The 20,081-nt window shown below is 66.5% G+C and carries 20 protein-coding genes; 13 read left to right on the plus strand and 7 right to left on the minus strand.

Annotation, left to right across the window (positions count from 1 at the left end; translation table 11 throughout):
• Positions 1–86 precede the first annotated feature (86 nt).
• The 6 genes from ACVC7O_RS19000 to ACVC7O_RS19025 all read left to right on the plus strand — a co-directional run bounded on the left by ACVC7O_RS19000 (position 87) and on the right by ACVC7O_RS19025 (position 7,811).
• The gene (locus ACVC7O_RS19000; protein ID WP_458323686.1) at positions 87–2,279 is read left to right on the plus strand and encodes a peptidase domain-containing ABC transporter; all 2,193 of its coding nucleotides are present in this window, start codon (positions 87–89) and stop codon (positions 2,277–2,279) included.
• Positions 2,272–3,654, plus strand: a complete 1,383-nt coding sequence (locus tag ACVC7O_RS19005) for an HlyD family type I secretion periplasmic adaptor subunit (RefSeq protein WP_458323687.1) — start codon at positions 2,272–2,274, stop codon at positions 3,652–3,654. The genes ACVC7O_RS19000 and ACVC7O_RS19005 overlap by 8 nt, the downstream gene beginning before the upstream one ends.
• Entirely contained in the window at positions 3,654–4,418 is a 765-nt protein-coding gene (locus ACVC7O_RS19010) for an N-acetyltransferase family protein (protein WP_458323688.1), read from the plus strand. The genes ACVC7O_RS19005 and ACVC7O_RS19010 overlap by 1 nt, the downstream gene beginning before the upstream one ends.
• 11 nt (positions 4,419–4,429) lie before the next feature.
• Positions 4,430–6,886, plus strand: a complete 2,457-nt coding sequence (locus ACVC7O_RS19015) for a hypothetical protein (protein ID WP_458323689.1) — start codon at positions 4,430–4,432, stop codon at positions 6,884–6,886.
• Positions 6,887–6,954: 68 nt separating this feature from the next.
• Entirely contained in the window at positions 6,955–7,533 is a 579-nt protein-coding gene (locus ACVC7O_RS19020) for a hypothetical protein (protein ID WP_458323690.1), read from the plus strand.
• Positions 7,533–7,811, plus strand: coding sequence for a hypothetical protein (locus tag ACVC7O_RS19025; protein ID WP_458323691.1), 279 nt, complete (start codon positions 7,533–7,535; stop codon positions 7,809–7,811). Before ACVC7O_RS19020 ends, ACVC7O_RS19025 begins: the two co-directional genes overlap by 1 nt.
• A gap of 2 nt (positions 7,812–7,813) precedes the next feature.
• Here the strand turns inward: ACVC7O_RS19025 and ACVC7O_RS19030 are convergent, their stop codons facing one another.
• From ACVC7O_RS19030 to ACVC7O_RS19055, 6 genes are all read right to left on the minus strand, one after another.
• Complete coding sequence (locus ACVC7O_RS19030) at positions 7,814–8,572, minus strand: phosphoribosylaminoimidazolesuccinocarboxamide synthase (RefSeq protein WP_458323692.1); 759 nt, start codon at positions 8,570–8,572, stop codon at positions 7,814–7,816.
• 112 nt (positions 8,573–8,684) lie between these two features.
• Positions 8,685–9,899 carry a peptide antibiotic transporter SbmA gene (gene sbmA / locus ACVC7O_RS19035; RefSeq protein ID WP_458323693.1) on the minus strand — a complete coding sequence of 405 codons (1,215 nt, stop codon included), beginning with the start codon at positions 9,897–9,899 and terminating at the stop codon, positions 8,685–8,687.
• Between the two features lie 12 nt (positions 9,900–9,911).
• Positions 9,912–10,661, minus strand: a complete 750-nt coding sequence (locus ACVC7O_RS19040; RefSeq protein WP_458323694.1) for a HugZ family pyridoxamine 5'-phosphate oxidase — start codon at positions 10,659–10,661, stop codon at positions 9,912–9,914.
• A 148-nt stretch (positions 10,662–10,809) separates the two neighbouring features.
• Positions 10,810–11,223 (minus strand): NUDIX hydrolase, encoded by a 414-nt coding sequence (locus ACVC7O_RS19045; protein WP_458323695.1) that lies wholly within the window; start codon positions 11,221–11,223, stop codon positions 10,810–10,812.
• A gap of 65 nt (positions 11,224–11,288) precedes the next feature.
• Entirely contained in the window at positions 11,289–12,740 is a 1,452-nt protein-coding gene (locus ACVC7O_RS19050) for an alpha/beta hydrolase (RefSeq protein WP_458323696.1), read from the minus strand.
• A gap of 48 nt (positions 12,741–12,788) precedes the next feature.
• A complete protein-coding gene (locus ACVC7O_RS19055; RefSeq protein ID WP_458323697.1) occupies positions 12,789–13,403 on the minus strand; it encodes a TetR/AcrR family transcriptional regulator in 615 nt (204 codons plus the stop codon).
• A gap of 191 nt (positions 13,404–13,594) precedes the next feature.
• Here ACVC7O_RS19055 and ACVC7O_RS19060 point away from each other — a divergent pair, with 191 nt between their 5' ends.
• From ACVC7O_RS19060 to ACVC7O_RS19070, 3 genes are read left to right on the plus strand one after another with little or no spacing between them, the layout of a single operon-like run.
• The gene (locus ACVC7O_RS19060; RefSeq protein ID WP_458323698.1) at positions 13,595–14,539 is read left to right on the plus strand and encodes a homocysteine S-methyltransferase family protein; all 945 of its coding nucleotides are present in this window, start codon (positions 13,595–13,597) and stop codon (positions 14,537–14,539) included.
• Positions 14,540–14,584: 45 nt separating this feature from the next.
• Positions 14,585–15,223 (plus strand): hypothetical protein, encoded by a 639-nt coding sequence (locus tag ACVC7O_RS19065; protein WP_458323699.1) that lies wholly within the window; start codon positions 14,585–14,587, stop codon positions 15,221–15,223.
• Between the two features lie 59 nt (positions 15,224–15,282).
• Positions 15,283–15,882, plus strand: a complete 600-nt coding sequence (locus ACVC7O_RS19070; RefSeq protein WP_458323700.1) for a GNAT family N-acetyltransferase — start codon at positions 15,283–15,285, stop codon at positions 15,880–15,882.
• A gap of 19 nt (positions 15,883–15,901) precedes the next feature.
• On the opposite strand, the gene ACVC7O_RS19075 is transcribed toward ACVC7O_RS19070, so the two are convergent.
• Positions 15,902–16,756: a LysR substrate-binding domain-containing protein gene (locus tag ACVC7O_RS19075; protein WP_458323701.1), complete on the minus strand. Its 855-nt coding sequence runs from the start codon at positions 16,754–16,756 to the stop codon at positions 15,902–15,904.
• An 84-nt stretch (positions 16,757–16,840) separates the two neighbouring features.
• Between ACVC7O_RS19075 and ACVC7O_RS19080 the strand changes: the two genes are divergently transcribed.
• From ACVC7O_RS19080 to ACVC7O_RS19095, 4 genes are all read left to right on the plus strand, one after another.
• The gene (locus tag ACVC7O_RS19080; protein ID WP_458323702.1) at positions 16,841–17,863 is read left to right on the plus strand and encodes a permease; all 1,023 of its coding nucleotides are present in this window, start codon (positions 16,841–16,843) and stop codon (positions 17,861–17,863) included.
• A 301-nt stretch (positions 17,864–18,164) separates the two neighbouring features.
• Positions 18,165–19,121, plus strand: coding sequence for a homocysteine S-methyltransferase family protein (locus ACVC7O_RS19085; protein ID WP_458323703.1), 957 nt, complete (start codon positions 18,165–18,167; stop codon positions 19,119–19,121).
• A gap of 37 nt (positions 19,122–19,158) precedes the next feature.
• A complete protein-coding gene (locus ACVC7O_RS19090) occupies positions 19,159–19,329 on the plus strand; it encodes a hypothetical protein (protein ID WP_458323704.1) in 171 nt (56 codons plus the stop codon).
• A 169-nt stretch (positions 19,330–19,498) separates the two neighbouring features.
• Complete coding sequence (locus tag ACVC7O_RS19095) at positions 19,499–20,062, plus strand: OsmC family protein (protein WP_458323705.1); 564 nt, start codon at positions 19,499–19,501, stop codon at positions 20,060–20,062.
• The last annotated feature ends 19 nt before the right edge of the window (positions 20,063–20,081 follow it).

Genomic DNA, 20,081 nt, shown 5'->3' on the forward strand with positions numbered 1-20,081 from the left:
GGGGCCGATCAGTTGCCCAGGGACGCGGGGGCAGTACCCTTGGCCGCGCCCAGCATTTTCTGGGCGCCCTGGGGGTTTGATTGATCATGGCACGCTCTGACATCGACCTGCGCGCGTTGGATCATCTGGTCGAGATTGCGCGGTATCACGGGGTGCAGATCGACCGGCAGCGGCTGATCCACGACTATGCAATCTCCGAGGCGGCGCTGAGCGAAATGCGGTTTCTGCGGATCGCGCAGGACCTGAAGCTGGATGTGGCCGCCAAGCGGCTGAGCTGGCAGAAACTGCGCGGGCTGGGCCATGCCTATCCCGCGCTGTTGGTGCTGAAATCAGGCGAGACCTTCCTCGCCTCGGGCTTCGAGGTGGACCCGGAGACGGGGCAGGAAATGCTGCTGGTGGTGCGCAAGGATGCAGCCACGAACCAGTATCTGCACCAGCCCGTCCTGCTGGAGGATCTGAAGGACGGCTGGAGCGGGACGGTGTACCTCTTCCGGCCCGCACGCGCCGACGCGGAGGACAGCGGCACGTTCAACCTGGGCTGGTTTGTGCGCGAGGCGGCGCGGCAGAAGAGGATCTTTGCCGAGATCATCGTGATCGCCCTGATGATCCATGTGACCGCGCTGGCGGTGCCGCTGTTCTTCCAGATTACGGTGGACAAGGTGCTGGTGCATGAGAGCTTCCAGACCCTGAACGTGCTGGCGGTGGCGGTGGTGATCATCCTGCTGTTTCAGGGGGTCTTCAACTTCCTGCGGGATTATCTGCTGGCCTTTGCCACCTCGAAAATCGACATGCGCACGGCGACGCGCACCTTCGGGCACCTGGTGCGGCTGCCCTTGTCGTTCTTTCACCGGGCAACGGCGGGAGTGCTGACGAAACACATGCAGCAGACCGACGAGATCCGCCAGTTCCTGACTGGGAACGTGTTGGAAACGCTGCTGGACTCCACGGCGCTCTTGGTGTTTCTGCCGCTTCTGTTTCTCTATTCCTGGCAGCTGGGGCTGGTGGTGCTGGGCTTCTCGATCCTGATCGCGCTGGTGATCGCGGGGATGCTGCGCCCGCTCTACAGCGCGCTGACGCGGCTCTATGCGGCGGAGGGCGAGCGGCAATCGCTGCTGGTCGAGAGCATCCACGGGATTTCCACCATCAAGAGCCTCGCTCTGGAGCCGCGGCGCAACCGGGTCTGGGACAGCAGCTCGGCCCAGTCGGTGCGCACGCATTTCCGGGTCAACAAGCTCGGTACAATCGCCGAAAGCACGGTGGAGACGCTGGAGCAGCTGATGGCCGTCGCCGTGCTGTTTCTGGGCGCGCATATGGTGTTTCAGGGCGAGCTGACCGTGGGCAAGCTGATCGCCTTCAACATGCTGTCGGGCTATGTGAGCCAGCCGCTGATCAAGATCGTGCGGATGATCCACGAGTACCAGCGCGCGCGGCTGGCGGTAAAGATGCTGGGCACGATCATGAACGCAAAGCCTGAGACGGGCCGCCAGTCGCAGGCGGCGACGCCGCAGATCACCGGCGAGATCAGCTTCGAGGAGGTGCGGTTCTTCTATGACGGGTCCGAGCGCCCGGCGCTTTCGGATGTGTCGTTTCAGATCCGCGAGGGTGAGGTGATCGGGATCGTGGGCGAGAGCGGCTCGGGCAAGTCGACGCTGGCCCGGCTGGTGCAGGGGCTTTACGCGCCGAACGATGGGCGGATTGTCCTGAATGGCACGGACATTCGCGAGATTGATCTGGCGCATCTGCGGCAGTCGGTGGGGATCGTGCTGCAGGAGAATTTCCTGTTTCGCGGCACGGTGCGCGAGAACATTGCGCTGACACAGGCCTCGGCCTCGCTGGAGGACGTGAAGCGGGCTGCCCGGCTGGCGGGGGCGGCGGGCTTCATCGAGGAGATGCCCGCGGGCTACGACACGATGCTGGAGGAGAACGCCACGAACCTTTCGGGCGGGCAGCGCCAGCGGTTGGCCATCGCGCGGGCGCTGTTGCGGGACCCGCGGCTCTTGATCTTTGACGAGGCGACCTCGGCGCTGGATGTGGAGTCGGAGACGATCATCCAGGAAAACCTTGGCCAGATCGCAGATGGGCGCACCATGTTGATCATCGCGCACCGGTTGTCGACGCTGCATATGGCGGGGCGGATCATGGTGATGAACAAGGGGCGGATCGAGGCCTTTGCGCCGCGCGCGGCGCTGTTGGACAAGGAGGGGCCGGAGTTCTCGCCCACCTTCCAGCGCATGTGCGACATCCAGATGCGCAACGCGGTGGGGGTGGTGGATGGCTGACGGCTTCGGATATCGCCGCACGGCAGAGCTGGCCCGGCAGCAGGGCCGCCCGCGCGAAGCCGTCGACCGGCGCGCGCTCGACTTTCAACCAGATGCGGTGGAGGTGGAGCTGCGCCGGGTGCCGGGGGCGGCGCGGGTGGCGCTCTATACGATCCTGGCGGTGATTGCCGCGGCGATCCTCTGGGCCTGGTGGGCGGAGATCGACCGCACGGTGAGCGCGCGCGGCAAGCTGGTGAGCCAGTCGCGCACCATCGTGAAGCAGCCCTATCGCCCGTCGGTGATCCGGACGCTGGATGTGCGGGCGGGCGACGTGGTGCAGAAGGGCGATATCATCGCCTCGCTCGACCCCACGCTGACGGAAGCCGATCAGGGGCAGTTGCAGGCCAGCGCGGCCTTGCTGAGCGCGGAGCTGGCAAGGCTGAATGCGGAAAGTGCGGGAGAAAGGTTTGCGCACGAGGTAGCGGGGCGCGATGCGGTGGCGCAGCAGGCGGCGCTGTTTCAGACGCGTGAGCTGGAGAAGGCGGCGGCCCTCGAGGGGTTTGCGGCGCGGCTGAAGACACTGGACTCGCAGGCGGCGGTGGCGGCGGCGCAGGAGGCGCAGATCGTCGCGGCCCTCACACTCGCCGAGACAAAGCTGGAGACCGCCGCACGGCTGGTGGCGCGCAATGCGGGCTCGCAGATCACCCAGCAGGAGGCGGAGACCGAGGTCGAGAAGCTGAAAGCCCAGCAGCGCGAGAAGATCGAAGAGGCGGAAGGCTATCGCCGCCAGCAGCGCGTCGTCGAGAACGAACGGTTGCAATACCTGTCATCGCGCGCGACGGAGGTCGAGGACCGGCGGCTGGAGGTGAAGAACGAGCTGGAGCAGCTGCAGTTCGAGATCCGCAAGGCCAACCGGGTGGCCGAGTTCGACGCGTTTTATGCCGAGACCGATGGGGTGATCATGGATGTGACGCAGAAATCCGTGGGCTCGGTGGTGGAGACGGCAGAGGTGCTGTTCACCTTGGTGCCGACGGATGAGGGGCTCGACATCGAGCTGGAGCTGAGCGCGGAGGACATCGGCTGGGTGCATCTGGGCCAGGCGGTGCGCGCCAAGCTCGACCCTTTCCCGTTCCAGCGGCACGGTACGCTGCACGGCGAGCTCACCTCGATCAGCCCCGATGCCTTCCAGCGCGAGATGAACGGACGTACGGAGGTCTATTACCGGGTGCGCGTGGCGATCACCGAGAACCAGCTGCGCAACCTGCCCGAGGGGTTCCGGCTGGTGCCCGGGATCACCACGACAGCGGAGATCCGCATCGGGGATCGCACGGTGCTGTCGTATCTGACCGACCCGTTCCACCGCGCGCTGGATGAGAGCCTGAGGGAGCCGAATTGATGCGGCGGGTGCGACCCAACCTGATCACGCGCGGTGCCTCCGAGATGCAGGAGGCGATTGCCGCGCGGGAGGCGAACCTGCTGGGCCAAAACGGGCCCGCCCATGCCGAGGACGCCTATATCGCCGCGGCGCAGCCGGGCGATCTGGTGGTCCCGACCGAGGCCCTTTCGGAGCAGACGCGGGCCGCGCTGGCGGCGGAGCTGGGTGACGATCCGGTGGTCGGCTTGGGCGGTGAGCTGGAGCTGGGCGCGCGGGGGTTCAGCGATGGGTTGGGGCTCGCGGAAGCGGGCGATATCGACCCGCTTCTCACGCTCTGCCGGGCCATGCATGGCGAGACGATCTATCGCGATATCCCCTTTTCCGAAGAGGTGATGCGGGCGCATATCGAGATGTATCTGGGCGCGCCCGCGACCCACCGGATTTTCCTGCACAAGCGCGGCGGCCAGCTGCAGGGCGCGCTTTTCGGCTATGTCAGCCCCTACTTCTTTTCAGAGGCGCGCGTGGCCAATGACGACCTGTTTTACGTCTACCCCGCCGCGCGCAGCCTCAGGCTTGCGCGCAAGCTGATCCGCGCCTTCGAGGTCTGGGCGATGACCTGCGATGTGCGGGAAATCTGCTTGTCTGTCTCGACCGGTTTGAGCGGAGATCGGGCGGAAAAGCTGCTGAACCGGCAAGGTTTCGCTCGCGTCGGTACGATCTTCAAAAAGCGGCCCGTGCGCAAAAGCGAGGGTGCTACACCAGAGTCCGGGACATTTGATGTGTAATGAGGGGTGTGATGATGACAGCGCGTAACGCAACAGCATTTCCGATCCATGTTAAATTTGGCGAGCGCATCCTGCGCGGCAGCACGGTGTCGCCCGGGCTGCGGGCGGCGATTGCCGCAGATCTGGGCCGCGATCTGGCAGAGGTGACCGTGGGCAGCCCGCGGGCCTTGCGCAACCCGGCCTCTGGGTTCGACGCCTTCTGTGGCAGCGGGTCGCGCTCCAGCTCCTCGCCCTCATCCTCGTCGTCGGGGAGCCTGTCGCGGGCGCAGGCCTCGCGCTACACCTCGTCGATGGCGACAACGCCGTCGTCCACCCCTTCGACAACAGCCAGCACCGGCAGCCTGTCACGGGCGCAAGCCTCGCGCTACACCTCCTCGATGAGCACAAGCCCGGCGTCATCGACCACGCGCACGTCGTATTCGAGCCCGAGCAGCGTGTCGCGGTCGACCGCCTCGCGCTATACTTCCGCGACCTCGACACCGTCCTCGAGCAGCCCGTCCTCGACCACCGGCAGCCTGTCGCGCGCGGAGGCGTCGCGGTTCACCTCGTCGCGGACCACAAGCCCGTCCTCGACCACCACAAGCCGCAGCAGCACACCGTCGACCACGACGCGGTCCTATTCCTCGCCCTCGAGCCGGTCGACCAGCCGGTCGTTTTCCTCGGGCGGGGACGACTCCGACCGGTCGACGCCGGTGAGCCTGACCCGCTCCACCGCCTCGCGCTATACGTCATCGACACGCACGAGCCCGACGTCCTCGGACAGCGACCGGGACAGCAGCCCCAGCCGCCCGGTGTCACGCCCGAGCACCTTTGCGCAGACCGCGCGGACACCGTCGGGAGACAGCGGTGCGAGCGCGCCGTCGCGCAGCGCCGCGTCGAGCCCGGTGACCCGGGCCACGGCATCGCGCTTCACCTCCTCGCTTCAGACACGGCCCGACAGCGGATCGACCCCTGCGGCCACGCCCCGCGAGACACCGGTCACCCGCGCGAATGTCTCGCGCTATACCTCAGCGATGAGCCCCTCGGGCACCGGTACGGCGCGCACGGCCAGCCCGGCAGTAACGCGGGCCAATGCCTCGCGGTTCACCTCGTCCTTGCAGACCACGCCGAGCCGCAACCGCGCGAGCTATCCCTCGCGGGCGGCGCCGTCGGAGAATTACGCGTCGCGCTATGCGGCGGATCAACAGCGCAGGCAGGCGGCCAGTCAGGCGGGGCTCGAGCTTTCCTATGAGATGACCGGTCAGCCGGGGCCGACGGTGAACGCGGCGAATATGGCGGGATACATGGCGTCTTACGCCGGTGCGGGGCTGACCGCGCAGGGCGTGCGCCACTACATGCAGAACCGCAGCACCCCGACGGTGGTGCGTAACAATCGCTATGGCACGGCGTTCCAGAACCGCGGGCTGAGCAGCCCCTTCCCGCAGCGCAAGTTCACCACCGCGTTCAGCCAGAGCCTGCCGAGCGGAGCGCCTGGTGCGACCGGGTTTTTCCCGGATCGCTACACGCCGACGGCGACCAATCCGAATATGCTGGACCTCTTCGACAGCAAGGCGGTGTCGAACGTGACGATGACGCCGCAGCTGCGCAACTATGCCAGTTCGCTGCAGAGCGGGGCGACGATGGTGCGGACCGGGCAGCCGTTCAGCGTCAATTCGGTGACCTTCGAGCTGGGGCGTCCGCGGCTGGGCAACACCACGGTGGTGCAGCCTTCGGCGACGCAGCAGGGGTTCAACTTCGTGGACAGCAGCGGGCGCCCGCTGACCCCGGCGACCTCGGGGCCGAACGCGGGCTCGATCGTGGTGAACCACGGGCCGAACTGGTCAGGGATCGGCAACCAGGCGCTGCGCTGGGGCGGCCGGGCGCTGGTGGTTGCCGACCCGCTGGTGCATGGCGTCGTGGCGGGCACCAATACGCCCGCCTCTGCGCCCTGGCACGAGCGGTGGACGGCGGGCATCACGGCGGCGGCACAGCGCGCGGACAACGTGGTTGTGGCCGGGGGTGCGGGCGTCGCAGCCGCGGGGGCCACGTCGCTCTCGGGGCCGGGCGCTCTGGTCGTTGGTACCGGCACGGCGGTGGCGGCGGGCACGGCCTATGAGGACACCGCGGTCGACCGCTGGGTCAACCGGCAGGTCGCGCGGGCGGAGCCGGTGATTGGCGCCACGCTGCGCGGTGTGGATACCGGCGCGCGGTTTGTCGGGCGCACGGCCACGCAGGCGGCGGACTACGTGGCGGACTCCTATGTCGGGCAACGCGCATCGGATGCGGCTTCGGCCGTGTCGTCGGGTTGGAACTCGCTGACCTCCTCGGTTGGCAACCTCTTCAACCGCGAGACCCCGCCTGCCGAGGTCTGGTCGGGCTCGCGCAGCCCCTTGCGCAGCGGCTCGCTGGTGGCACCCACCGGGATTTCGACGCCGGTGGAGACCCGCACGCCATCGCGCGGCGGGCTGTCGGGGCTCTTTGGACTGTGAGGCGGTCCCAGCTGTGATCCGGCGCGCGCCACCCCCGGTGGGACGCGCGCCCTTTCGAGAGAGTGGCGATGAGTGTTGAGGCCCCGGAATACTACCTGATCGATTTCGATTGGGACGGCCATACACAGTGGACGCTGACGCCCGAGGGGGCGGAAGCGATGCTGGAGACCTGGGTCGCGCAGATGCCCGAGCGGGTCGACAAGCTGCTGCATTTTCTCGGCACCGAGGGCTTTATCCGGACCCGCACCCGGTTTGATGCGGATGAGCTCGAGAAGCTCGAGGACTTCATCATCAACGAGTGCGATCTCTATCAACATCCGAAGGATCAGGCCTATTACCTGACCGATTTCAGCTTCGAGATCTGCAAGGACACCGCGGCGCTGATCGGGTCTCTGTGCCAGGATCGGGTGCCGGAGCTGACATGGTCGTTGAACACGGATCGCACCAGCCAGATGATGTATCAGTCCATCGGGATGGTGTCGGTGATCGATGGGGATCACATCCCGCTGCCGCACCTCGTGTGCCAGTTCGCCGAAGAAGCCCTGCGCAAGCGGCAGAAGTTCCTCGGCGGCTTGCGCAAGCAGCGGCGGGGCTTTCTGACCAAGCTTCTGCTGCTCGTCAGCTATGAAGAGAAGGCGCAGGCCTGATGTTCGGGCGCCTTGGCCGGTTCATCATGCGCCCCCTTTCGAGGGTGGTTCTGGGGACCCTGCTGAGCCTGATGTGGGTCGTGAACATCTGGCTGACCGGGCCGGAGCCCGACATGATCCTGGTGCTGATCATCATGATCCTGGCCACGCTCTATGCGGGTCTGGAGTGGCGCAGACATCCGGGCCTGCCACCGCGCGAGGCGCGCACGGTCTCGCCGTGGTTCTTTGCCCTGATCGGCGGCGCCCTGGGCCTCGCTGCGCTGTCCCGGCTGTTCTGAGGTCAGTGCGCCTTCTGCCGGGCCAGCACGGCCTCGGCGGAGTCCAGATCAAAGCGGCGCATGATCTCGCTATAGCCGCGCAACCCATCGCCCGTCCCCGCAAAGGCCAGCCGGTGATCGAGCAGATCGCCGGTGCGCAGATCCTGCAGGCACATCACGTCAGGGCTGAGTTCGGAGACCAGCATGATCACCGGCACCGGGCTGCCGTCTACGAAATGCGCGCCGAACTCCATGCGAATGTCATCGAGGCGGACGCCGATGCCGAAGAAGACGCCGGTGAGCAGATCATTGATCCGCAGCGCCATGTCCACCACCCCGCCCACGTCCTCGGGGTCGATCAGGTTGAAGGCCAGAAGGTGGCTTTCGGACACCCGCGTGGGGCGCTTGTCGCGGCTGTCGGGCCGCACGAAGAACTCGACCAGCGGCGGTACGAAAGGGTGCCCGGCCTCCAGCCCGAAATCCTCCACCAGATCGCCACAGGCGAAGTTGCGCACCCGCAGATCGAAGGGCAGCTGCACGGTTTCAAACACGGCCTGGGCGGTGGGCCCGCCGCGGGCGGCGAAATGGGTGTTGATGCCGTTCTGGCGCAAGAAGTCGTGCAGATGCACCGAAATCGCAGTGGCGAGCGGCGCCTTGCCCGGCAGACTGCGCCGTTCGAGCGCCGGGTAGCTGAGCGCCATGTCGGAGGTTTCGACCATCGGGCCATCCTCGGCCGTGACAAACAGCCGGATATCTTCGAGCATGGCCTGGTCGTCGGGCATTCGCGGTCCCCCCATCGTCACCTCTGGATCCGAGGCTTAGTCGGTCGAGCCGCGCCGCCGCAAGCCGGGGCCGGTGCCCTGCGGCACTTGCGGCGGCTTGCCGCGCAGATCGTCAGCTGGCGGCGGGTTTTTGCGTCTCGAACTCGATGGCGGCCTGTTCATCGCCTGCAATCGCGCGCTCGAAGGCGGCGAGGCGTTTGTAGATCGACATCAGCTCGACAATCGTGGTCCAGGACATCACGAGGAACTGGAAAGAGCCCTCGACCCGCTGGAAGGCGCGCAGGATCTGCTGCATCACGCCGAGGGTCACGCCCGCACCGATGATCGTAGGACCCAGCGCGATATAGGGTAGGATGACCCCGGCCTGCAGGTAGGAATAACGCACCACGTTGAAGTAGAGATAATTCAGGTAGAGCCGGAAGTAGTTGCGGCGGACGTTGGAGAAGAGCTCGCTCAGCGTCGGTGGTTTGGCGCGGTCGGCGTTGTCCTCACCCAGCACCAGCTCCTTGCGGAAGGCAGCCTCGACCCGCTGGTTGCGGAATTCCAGCCCGGGCAAGCGCCAGCCGGCGAGACCGAGCAGTGCGGTGCCGACGATCGACCAGAGGATCGCCACGAAGACCAGCGCCTGCGGCACCTCGCCCACAACGGGCAGCGTGGTCACATAGGATGAGAGCCCCCAGAGGATCGGCAGGAAGGCCAGAAGCGTCATGATCGCGTCGATGAATCGCGAGCCCAGCGATTCCATGATGCGCGCAAAGGCCATCGTGTCTTCCTGAATCCGCTGCGAGGCGCCTTCGATATGGCGGATCTTGGGCCAGAGCGCCACGTAATGATCGTTCATCGCCGTGCGCCAGCGGAAGACGTAATGCGAGGTGAAGAAGGCCCCGACGACGGCGGTGATGATGAAGACCATCGCGATTTTCAGGAAAGTGGCGAGCTGGCCGTAGTAATCCTCGGCGCTCACGGAATTGGGCTCGGCCAGGGCCTGCTGCACGGTGTCATAGAAGGTGCCGAACCATTCGTTGATCATGACGTCGAGCTGCACCTGGAACCAGGTGACAAAGACGATGAGCGCCGAGCCTGCGACAGACCATTTGGCCCAGCGGTGATTGGTCTGGCGCAGCCAGAAGATCACGAAGAGCGTGTAGCTGAGGGCAGTGTATTCATAGAGCCAGACGCGGTTCGGCTCCCACCCGAAGAGGCCCGAAAGCCCGGTCAGATCGTTCCAGTCACTGAACTCGATGTGCCAGAGGGCGATGCAGATCGCCGACCACATCAGCGCGGTTAGCAGGAATTTCTTGGGGTCTGGAAAGAACGAATGAAACATGATGCGGGTGCTCTAGCTGGGGGTGTCTGCGCGTGCGGTCTTGGCCATGGCAACGAGGCGCGGGCGCAGCTCGTCTGCGGAGCGCAAGGGCGGGTCGAACCACACGCGGGCCACGGTGTCGGAGGAGGTAAGGTCGAGGCCTTCAAGATCAATGCAGGCGAGCTGCCAGGGGCCTTGGGGCCCGGTGCTGACCTGGCGTGCGTAGAGCTGGATCGCATCGTCGTGATCGTCATTCATATGCTCCACCGCGCCCTGCGCCATCGCGTCGAGGGCCGGGTCAGTGGGGCTTTGCAGGTCGTCGGCAGTGAGCGCGTAGGCCTTGCCGAAGCCGCCGTTGAAGGAGGCGCCCGTGATCTCGAGCCGCCAGAAGGCGAAATCGGCGAAGTCCACATAGAGGGCGGCCTTGGGGTGGCGGGCGAGGAAGCGGGCGCGCAGGGCGTCGCGGGCGTCACCCGCAACCTTGGCGGCGGTGCCGAAGACGGTGATGCGCGGATGGGCGAGCGGATCGCCCTTGCCGGGCTCGCCCAGCAGGACAGACGCACGGGCGTCCGCTTCCAGCGCGCCGAAATGGCCGGACAGTTGCGAGATCAGGAACACGGGGTTGCCCGCGCTATCGCTGGCGAGCGAGACGCGACTGGCCATGGGCGTGCCGGAGCCTGGGTCGAGCGTGGCCAGCGCGCCGTGCCGCGCGGTGCGCAGGAAGGTCTTGGCCGCGCGTCTGACATCGGCGTCGACGGGTTGCAGAACGTCCTTTTTCGCCACGCGGCCTCCGATACCAAACGTCCGACGGGGGGACTGTGGCAGGTCTGCCGGGTCACGTAAAGCCACCATAGCGTGTGCTCGAGCGGGATTGGGCCGGGGTGTCAGGCTCTGCGCAGTTATGCCGCAGGTGGCGCGCAACGGCTGGTTGTCAGGCGCGCAGGGCGCGGGCGAGCACGTCGTCCACATGCTGGCTGCAGGCGAGGGTACCCTCCAGAACAGCAGCCGTTGGGTGCCATTGCGCGTCGCTCACATCGTCCTGCGCGCAGGGCTCGCCATCGAGGTAGTCGCAGAGCACGGCAGCGAGCAGGAAGTGGAAGCGGACGGCGCCCTGCTCACGGGTGATGACATCTATGTTGGTCAGGTAGCTGCGCGGGCGGGCGAGGACGCCGGTCTCTTCCCGCAGCTCGCGCGCGGCGGCCTCGAGTGCCGTCTCGCCGAGGTCCACATGGCCGCCGGGAAAGCCCCACAGGCCCGCGTCGGGCGGGTTGCGGCGCTTGACCAGCAAGACCTCTGACCCGCGCAGGACAACAGCGAGGGCGGCGAGTTTCGGGGCGGAGGTCATATGGCGGGCCTTGTGATCGCTGTGGTCCGGGCAGTTGGACACCATCCGCGCCGCCGCGTCGAGGGTTAAGGCAGCGCGGAGGAGAAAAGGGGCGTGGAGGCGGCGATGGACCAGGCCAGGATCACGCCCGCGCCGATCATCGGACCCAGCGGGCCGGTGCGGGCCTCAACCCAGCGGGCCATGGTGCCGTAGACGCAGAGGAAGAGCACGAAGACCGGCAGGACGGTGAAGACCATGCCGATATCGGCCACGTTCCAGACCATCGCCGCCATGAGTGCTGCCAGGAACGGCAGGCGCAGGGCGACGCGGAGCAGGATGTGGCGGCCCTGCACCATCGCGCGGTCGGCCAGGGCGAAGATCAGCGTGGCGGGCAGCAGCGCGAGCATCAGCGGCAGGCGCGGGCCGCTGGGCAGAAAGGCGGCGGCGTATCGGTCCATCGCGAGGCCGTAGACGCCGAGGCCCCAGAGGCCGAGACAGAGGGCGCCGAGCGCGGCAGGCCCAAGCGCGATGGCCGGGCGCAAGCGCAGCAGCGCAAGCGCGCCCACGCCCCAGGTGGCAAAGACGAGGGCGAGCGGACCAAAGCCGCTGAGCCCGAGCACCGGCATGGGGATGGCGGAGGCGAGCACGGCGAGGGGTGCGGGCAGGCAGGCGGCGAGGGCTGCGCGGGTGCGCGTGGGCGGTGACGCGCGCTTGACCTTGGGCAGCAGCCGCGCAAGCGGCCAGGACAGCGCCAAGAGCGCCGCGAGGAGCGCAGCGATCCACGGTCCGGTGCGGACCGGACCGGCGCCGCCGCCAATCCAGGCGGCCGTTTCGCGCAGCGTGACCGGCGACCACAGCACGCCCACGTGGCCGACAACCGGCGCGACGGCGGCGCGGCGCTGGATGTCGCCTTCGACGCGGGTTTCGTTCTCGGCGGCCAGCCCCACCTGCGCGACCGCCTCCAGGGCCACCGCGCGCAGGCGGCTCTCCTGCGCGCCGGACAGGATCAGAAGCCGTTCGGGATGGGTGGGCGTGACCGCTTCGGAATACATCGAGATCGCCACGACACTCTCGACATCCTGAAGCCGGGCGGCGGCGCGCACGACCACATCGGTGGCCATGGAATGCCCCACCAGCGACACCGCCTGCATGCCCGTCAGCGCGCGCGCCTCGGCCACCACGTCGAGCGTTTGCTGCACCAGATCCTCGGTTGTGCCGGTGAGCGAGGTGATATCGGGCGACAGCCGTCCCGGGTGCCGCCCGTGCCCGAGATAATCAAAGGCGACGACGGTGTGCCCGGCGCGGGCCAGCGTGAGCGAAACCGCCTCCATCATCTGCCGCGAACCCGCGAAGCCATGGGAAACGACCACCAGCGCCCCCTCGGCGGCCTGCGCGCGGTAGAGCGTCACCGGCGTGTCGCCGAAAACATGGGATGTCATGCTCAGCCGCTCGCGCGCCGTCTCGAGCCGCAGGATCGAGACAAACGCCAGCACGACGGCACACAGGGCAATGATACTGCGGAGGCGCGAGGACGACATGGCCGGTAATATGGGGCGCAAATCCGGAACGGCGATGACGATTGTCGCCTAGGCCTTCGGCGCGAACAGAAGCTTGAGGAAGGTGCGGAACAGCATGATCTGTTCAGAGGCGTTGTTCTGCTCGCGCAAGGCACGCTGCAGCACCAGCCCGCCCTCGACCACGCCCGACACCATATCGCCCAGCGCATCCATGTTCACCTGCTCGCGCGGCTCGTAGACGGCGGCGATCTCTTCGAACATGCCGCGAAAGCGCTTGCGCCAACCCAAGATGGCCTCGCGGTTGAGCTCGCGGACGCCTTCGTCAAAGAGCCGGTCCTGATAGGCGGTGGAGGCGATGATACAGCCCGGATGGCCGGACGGCATCTCCTCCAGCATCTCGGCGAGCAGCTTCAGACCGATCAACATGCAGTGCAGCGGATCGTCATTCAGCTCGCGCGCGCGGGCGAAGAGATCGTCGTAAAGCGCGTTCTCGACCTCGATGTAGCGCTCGAGCAGGGCGCGGGCCAGGGCGTTCTTGTCCTTGAAATGATAGAAGAATCCGCCGCGCGAAATCTCGGCTCCCGCGACGATTTCATCGATGGAGGTGGCCTCGAACCCCTTCTCGAGCACCGCGGCCTCGGTGATGTCGAGAATGCGGCTGCGTGTATCGACTTTCTGATCCATTTATGACTCCCCCCACTGTACCACGAGTCCAGTTGACACCGGTCGACCGATGTACCGCCAACGGGCGCACCACCCTAGCACCCTGAAATTCCTGTCAAAAATGAAAAACGCGCAACCGGACTACGCGGCAACTATCTGTCGACGGTTGCCTGAGGCTATCCCATCGACATTAAATCACAAGGACTTCTTACATGCGTATTCAACAGCTGACCAACACGTCTCGTTTCTTTCTCTCCGACGGCGGGTTGGAGACCTACATGATCTTCGACAAGGGGCATGAGCTGCCCTGCTTTTCCGCAGCGGTGCTGCTCGACAGCGCGCAGGGCCGCGCCGATCTGACCGCCTATTTCGAGCGATTCATCGGTATCGCGAAGGAGACCGACCGCGGCTTTGTCATGGACACGCCCACCTGGCGCGCGGGCGCTGCCTGGGCCGGGCCTTTGGGGCAGACGGTGCCGGAGGTCATGGAGACCAACGCCCGCGCCGTGGCCTTCGTCTCGGCGCTCCGGGTACAGCACGAAACCGAGAGCTGCCCGATCCTGCTCAACGGTGTGGTGGGCCCGGCGGGCGACGCTTATGCGCCCGACACGCAGATCAGCGCCGAGGGGGCCTTCGTGATCCACGCGCCGCAGATCCAGGCGCTTGGCAAGGCCGGGGTCGATATGATCAGCGCGATGACCCTGACCCATGCGAGCGAGGCCATCGGGATCGTGCGAGCGGCGAACGAGATCGACGTGCCGGTGGCGGTGGCCTTCACCCTCGAGACCGACGGGCGCCTGCCCTCGGGCCAACCGCTGGGTGAGGCGATCGCCGAGGTCGACGCGGCCACGCAGGGCGGCCCGCTCTACTACATGATCAACTGCGCGCATCCGGATCATTTCCGTGATGTGCTGGAGGCGGGCGCCGACTGGACCCTGCGGATCGGTGGCCTGCGGTCAAACGCCTCGCGCATGAGCCATGCGGAGCTGGACGAGGCCGAGGAGCTGGATGACGGCGACCCTGTCGAGCTCGGCATGTTGAGCGCGGAGCTTCTGGATCGTCTTCCGAACATCCGGCTGGTCGGGGGCTGTTGTGGCACCGATCACCGGCATGTGGGCTGTATCGCCGGGCATGACCACGCCCGGACTGCGGCCTGATTTTTCAAACTTAAAACAAGTGTTTATGTAAAAAGGACCAAATTCATGTTGAAAACAATTCTGACCTCCTCTGCGCTCGCCCTGTTGCTGGGCGGCTCCGCACAGGCCGACGCACCCCGCGCCTTCGATGTCGCCGAAGATCACACGCGGATCGTCATGGCCGCGGCACCGGTGCACGCCAATGGCGACCCCGCGCATGGCAACGCCTTTGTCAGCCAGGGCTATATCTACCCGGCTGGCACACTGGCGGCGGAGACCGCGGGCGTTCTGGCCGATGGCCGCCCGGCCTTTCCCGATCTGGTGCTGGGCACCTGGACCTGCGACGGGTATTTCGTGGGTGACGGGGCACAGGCCGAGACCGGCGTTTGGGTCATCAGTCGCCAGGTCTTTGCCTTTGATGATGGCGATACGATCATCACCCAGGGCACGGAGATCGTCGACACCGGCGTCGAAAATCTGCGCGCGGTCACCGGGGCCACCGGCGCCTATGCCGCCTATGAGGGAGCCATGGTGCAGACGCTGCTGGGCATCAGCGAGCAGATGACCGTGAACGTGGCGTTTCGTCTCGAAGAGGATGCGGCGGGCTATGTGCCGGGCCGGCGCCATGAGGACGACGACGTGGAATGGGATTCCGGAGTGCCGGTGGACCCGATTTCGAACACGCTCTCGGACCCCTCGAGCTAATGGATCAACGGGTCGGGCCAGCAGATGGCCCGCCCCCCTTTTGCGCAAGGATATCCGCAATGACTTTTCATTCCGACCTCCGCATCCGCCCAGCCGCGCCCGAGGATGCGTTGAACTTGGCCAAGCTGATCGACATCGCGGGCGAAGGCATCCCGAGCTGGCTCTGGGCCAAGAGCTGTGCCGCGGGGCAGACCCCGCTGGATGTCGGCACCGCGCGCGCCCGGCGCAGCACCGGGGGCTTTTCCTACACCAACGCCCTGATCGCGGAGCGGGGCGGAGACCCGCTCGGCATGGTGTTGAGCTATGCGATCACGGAGGCGCCTGACGACGACCCCGAGGACCTGCCCGCCCCCATTGCCCCCTTCGTGGCGCTGGAGAAGCTGTCGGTCGGCACCTGGTACGTCAATGCGCTGGCAGTCTTTGCTGGGGGTCGCGGGCGCGGGACAGGCGCTGGCCTGATGGTCGCCGCCGAAGCGCTCGCCGCCGAGCAAGGGCTGCAGAGCATGAGCATTCAGGTCTATGGCCAGAACACCGGCGCGGTCCGCCTCTACGAGCGGCTGGGCTATGCCTGCGTCGCGCGGGAACCGGTGCGCGCGCATCCGTGTCAGCCCTATTATACGGGCGATGTGCTGTTGCTGACGAAAGACCTCGGGCGCTGATCTCAGGGCGACCGGCGGGTCACACCGCTTGGAAGGCCGCGCGGATGGTGTGTTGCATGGCGTCCAGCGCGTCGCTTCGGGGCCCGTCCTTGCGGGCCATCACGAGCTTGGAGGTGGGTGTTGGGCCAAACAGGTTCTCGCCCGCCATCACGACCAGACCCGGCGCCAGGGAGGACCGCCCCAGAAGGCCAACTGCCATCCCGGCCTGAACCGCCGCCAGCACCCCCTGGACGCTTTGGCTCGAATAGACGATGCGGTATGGGCGTCCGCTTGCCTCGAGCGATGAAATTGCCGCGTCATGCCACCAGCAGGCCTCGTCGAAGACGGCAACAGGCACCGGCTCGACGCCCGTGAAGTCACGCCCAGCGGCCGCCATCCAGCATGTCGGGTCCTCCACCAGCAGTTCCTCGGATGGCGCCGGCGTTTCCACCTCGTAGACGGCCAGATCGAGCGCGCCGCGCCGAAGCGCCTCGGGAAATCCGGTGCTGAGGCTGCAGGTGACATTCAAGGCGATGCCGGGTTGGTCCCGACTGAAACGGGCGACGATCCGCGCCAGTTTCTCGCGGCCATGATCATCGGGGATGCCGAGCCTGAGTTTGCCCTCGACCGGACGGCGCGTGATGCTCTGGAGCGTGGCGTCGAGGCGCGCGGTCACGTCAAGTGCGACCGGCAAGAGGCGGCGACCGATCTCGGTCGGGACCACGCCCCGGCCATGGCGTTCAAAGACGGGCTGCCCGAGAACCGCCTCAAGGCGCTTGATCTGTATGCTCGTCGCGGATTGGGACCGGTGAATGCGTTCTGCACCTTCGGTGACACTGCCCGCCTGCGCGACAGCGACGAAGGTCCGCAGCAGATCGCTATCCAGGTTTTCCATTCGATTTTCCGATGGTTAATATCAGAACTATGCGTTTCATATATGCTGCAGCCTTGATCTAGTCTAGCGATCACGGAGGTGTCGATGATGGATCAGACCCGCTCAATCGAGAAAAGATCCTGGAAAACAGGTGGTATCTTGGCCGTTGCCGTGATCTTGGCGGTCAGTGCCACGCTCTGGCCTGATCACCTCATCGGTGCCGCCGGGTTCGTGATCTGGGGGCTTGTCTCCGTCGCCCCCATTGTCATCCCGGGTATCGTGCTGGCCGCCTGGATCATCGCCAGCGGGGCCGACGGGCGCATCGCGGCGGCCTTCGAAGGCCGGTTGCTGCCGTCGGTCTTGGCCGCATCACTCGTTGGCGCGCTGACGCCGGTCTGCGGTGTGACCGTCTTGCCGATGATGGTGGGCCTGTTGGCGGCGGGTGTGCCGCTTGCGCCGATCATGGCCTTCTGGCTGTCCTCGCCGGTCACCGACCCGGCCATGCTGGCGACAACGGCGGCCACATTGGGGTGGGCCTTTGCGGTTGGCAAAACAGTGGGCGCCTTCGGGATCGGCGTCTTTGGCGGCACCGTCACCGCGCTCTTCACGACGCGGGGGTGGGCACGCGCTGCCCTGCGCGACAGAGGTCTGGCCAGCGCGCTGCTGAAGCCGCGCTGCGGGGCGGGTCAACCGTTCCAACCGTGGGTGTGGCAGAGCGAGAGCCGCCGCGCGTCGTTTCGGACCCAGTTTCGCGCGACGTCACGCCTGATCCTGATCTGTCTCATTCCGGCCTTTGCCGCGGAATACGCGCTCAATGCCGCGCTCACGCCGGGAGCCCTTGCCGCCTATGTCGGTGAGGACCAATGGTGGGCCATCCCGGCGGCGGTCTTTGTCGGTGCGCCCGCCTATATCGACGGCTATGCCGCGCTTCCGCTGACGCGGGCGCTGATCGACAACGGAATGTCGAAAGGTGCGGCGATGGCCTTCCTGATTTCGGGCGGCGTGGTCAGCATCTGGGGCGCCATGGCCATCGCCCCGGTGCTGAAGCTGAAACCGTTTCTGCTATATCTGGCGCTGGCGGTGTCGGGGTCTCTGGCCGCGGGGTATCTCTTTGAGTGGCTTGCCTGACGCCGGTCCTGGCGGAACGGCAGCGGCGCCCCGGAGACCCGGCTTTCGGCGGCGGGCCATCGAACAACAGCGGCCTCTGTGCGACCATCAGGACCATGGCCCGATAGACGCTGTTCTGTCGATGCGGGCGGCGGAGAGGCGCGCTGCTGGCCGTGTTTTCCATCATTGACGTGCAGGTGCGGGCTCTCACGGGGCCGTGATCAGGTCCGGCGGTTCGGTCATGTGGTCGGGCGGTTCGGTCATTCGCGTGGCAGGCTCCAGTGCGTAGGCAGGGGCAACGCAACCCAAACCGGAGCCTGCCATGATCCGCCCGACCTACCGCCAGGACCTGCCGCAACTCAAGGGCACACGCCTTTTGACCGATGGCGGCATCGAGACGACGCTGATCTTCCATGACGGTCTGGAGCTGCCCTATTTCGCCGCCTTCACGCTGCTGAAAACCGCGGACGGGCGCGCGGCGCTGCGCCGCTACTATGAAAACCATATCCGCGTGGCCAAGGAGCAGCGCGCGGGGTTCATCCTCGACAGTGCGACCTGGCGGGCGAGTTCCGACTGGGGGCTGCGGCTGGGCTATGACGCGCCGGCGCTGGCCCAGGCAAACCGGCAGGCGGTCGAGCTTCTGCGCGAGCTGCGCGCGACGCATGAGGCGGACGCCCCCTTCGTGATCAGCGGCAATATCGGGCCGCGCGGGGACGGCTATGTCGCCGATGAGATGATGTCGGCGGCGGAGGCCGAGGCCTATCACGCCAAGCAGATCGCGGTCTTCGACCAGGCGGGCGTGGACATGATCAGCGCGATTACCATGACCCACGCAGGCGAAGCTGCGGGCATCGCGCGCGCCTGTGCCCGGCGGAAGCTGCCGCTGGCGCTAGCCTTCACGCTGGAGACCGACGGGCGGCTGCCCTCCGGTCAGGACCTGGGGGCGGCGATTGCGGAGGTGGACGGCGACGGCACCCATGCGCCGACCTACTACATGATCAACTGCGCGCATCCCGATCATTTCCGCGATGTGCTCGCGGCCGAGCCAGATTGGGCGCACCGGATCGGCGGCCTGCGGGCCAATGCCTCGCGGATGAGCCACGCCGAGCTCGACGCCGCCGCGACGCTGGACGACGGCGACCCGTTCGAGCTCGCTCTCGACTACGCGAGCCTGCTGCCGCTGCTGCCGAACCTCAAGGTCTTTGGTGGCTGTTGCGGCACCGATCATCGGCACATCCGCGAGATCGGGCGCAGCTGTATCGCCGCGCCTGTCGCCTGATTTTTCGAAAACACTCTGATTTGAAAGGGTAAATCACATGTCACATGTCATTCTTGCAGCCTCGGCACTGGCCTTTTTGCTGGCCACGGAGGTCCGGGCGGATGCCGCCCAGGCCCTTCCCCTGACCGGGGCGCCGGACGAGGTGGAATGGGATTCCGGGGCCCCTGTCGGCCCCGTCGCCAACCGGCTGACTTGCCCGACGAGTTGATCAAGACGGGGCTGCTCACACCGCGATCACCGCAGATGTGATGCCCCCCTCAAGATGTTCCGGTGCGCCCGATGCGGTCCTGACAGGCCGCTGTGGCGGGCCGGGTCACCGCGGCGCTGCCGCATTCACCCTGCCACCGTGCAGACATTTCTCATTGATGGATAAACCTATGACTGACCAAGCAAACGCAACTGTCGACAATGGCGTCAACGTCGCCGCGATCCTCGAAGCGCGCACGGCCCTGGAGGCCGCGCCAGAGGCTGCGCAATTCACCTGGCGCGCCAGCTGTGAGTGGATCGAAGGGGTGCACAGCCGCTCGACCATCGACGGCTTTTACGGCCTCGGCGAAGAGCAAAAGCACACCCGGACTTTCACCATCGACGCCGACCACCCGCCGCAATTCGCGGGCCCGGATGACGGCCCCACGCCGGTGGAGATCGTGCTCTCCGGGCTGGCGAGCTGTCTGACCGCGGGGGTCGCCTCGGTCGCGCAGAACCGCGAGATCCAGCTGCGGTCGGTCAAGGCCAAGGTCGAAGGCGATATGGACATCGCTGGCATCCTGGGGATCGACCCGGATGTGCGCAACGGCTTCAGCAGCATCCGCGTGTCCTTCGACATTGATGCGGATGCCACGAAGGACGAGATCGCGGCCCTGGTCGCACAGTCGCAGAAGCGCTCTGCCGTCTTCGACATCCTCACCAACCCCAGTGCGGTGCATGTGACGGTCGCCTGACCCCACCTGCTCTGCAAAA

The sequence above is a fragment of the Roseobacter cerffii genome (assembly GCF_054226325.1).

Excerpts from the sequence above, each read along its gene's own strand:
- ACVC7O_RS19010 (WP_458323688.1), top strand. The coding sequence starts at position 3,654 with ATGCGGCGGGTGCGACCCAACCTGATCACGCGCGGTGCCTCCGAGATG.
- ACVC7O_RS19025 (WP_458323691.1), top strand. The coding sequence starts at position 7,533 with ATGTTCGGGCGCCTTGGCCGGTTCATCATGCGCCCCCTTTCGAGGGTG.
- ACVC7O_RS19095 (WP_458323705.1), top strand. The coding sequence starts at position 19,499 with ATGACTGACCAAGCAAACGCAACTGTCGACAATGGCGTCAACGTCGCC.
- ACVC7O_RS19090 (WP_458323704.1), top strand. The coding sequence starts at position 19,159 with ATGTCACATGTCATTCTTGCAGCCTCGGCACTGGCCTTTTTGCTGGCC.
- ACVC7O_RS19060 (WP_458323698.1), top strand. The coding sequence starts at position 13,595 with ATGCGTATTCAACAGCTGACCAACACGTCTCGTTTCTTTCTCTCCGAC.
- ACVC7O_RS19015 (WP_458323689.1), top strand. The coding sequence starts at position 4,430 with ATGATGACAGCGCGTAACGCAACAGCATTTCCGATCCATGTTAAATTT.
- ACVC7O_RS19065 (WP_458323699.1), top strand. The coding sequence starts at position 14,585 with ATGTTGAAAACAATTCTGACCTCCTCTGCGCTCGCCCTGTTGCTGGGC.
- ACVC7O_RS19020 (WP_458323690.1), top strand. The coding sequence starts at position 6,955 with ATGAGTGTTGAGGCCCCGGAATACTACCTGATCGATTTCGATTGGGAC.
- ACVC7O_RS19045 (WP_458323695.1), bottom strand. The coding sequence starts at position 11,223 with ATGACCTCCGCCCCGAAACTCGCCGCCCTCGCTGTTGTCCTGCGCGGG.
- ACVC7O_RS19085 (WP_458323703.1), top strand. The coding sequence starts at position 18,165 with ATGATCCGCCCGACCTACCGCCAGGACCTGCCGCAACTCAAGGGCACA.
- ACVC7O_RS19005 (WP_458323687.1), top strand. The coding sequence starts at position 2,272 with ATGGCTGACGGCTTCGGATATCGCCGCACGGCAGAGCTGGCCCGGCAG.
- sbmA (WP_458323693.1), bottom strand. The coding sequence starts at position 9,899 with ATGTTTCATTCGTTCTTTCCAGACCCCAAGAAATTCCTGCTAACCGCG.
- ACVC7O_RS19070 (WP_458323700.1), top strand. The coding sequence starts at position 15,283 with ATGACTTTTCATTCCGACCTCCGCATCCGCCCAGCCGCGCCCGAGGAT.
- ACVC7O_RS19000 (WP_458323686.1), top strand. The coding sequence starts at position 87 with ATGGCACGCTCTGACATCGACCTGCGCGCGTTGGATCATCTGGTCGAG.
- ACVC7O_RS19030 (WP_458323692.1), bottom strand. The coding sequence starts at position 8,572 with ATGCCCGACGACCAGGCCATGCTCGAAGATATCCGGCTGTTTGTCACG.
- ACVC7O_RS19050 (WP_458323696.1), bottom strand. The coding sequence starts at position 12,740 with ATGTCGTCCTCGCGCCTCCGCAGTATCATTGCCCTGTGTGCCGTCGTG.
- ACVC7O_RS19080 (WP_458323702.1), top strand. The coding sequence starts at position 16,841 with ATGATGGATCAGACCCGCTCAATCGAGAAAAGATCCTGGAAAACAGGT.
- ACVC7O_RS19075 (WP_458323701.1), bottom strand. The coding sequence starts at position 16,756 with ATGGAAAACCTGGATAGCGATCTGCTGCGGACCTTCGTCGCTGTCGCG.
- ACVC7O_RS19055 (WP_458323697.1), bottom strand. The coding sequence starts at position 13,403 with ATGGATCAGAAAGTCGATACACGCAGCCGCATTCTCGACATCACCGAG.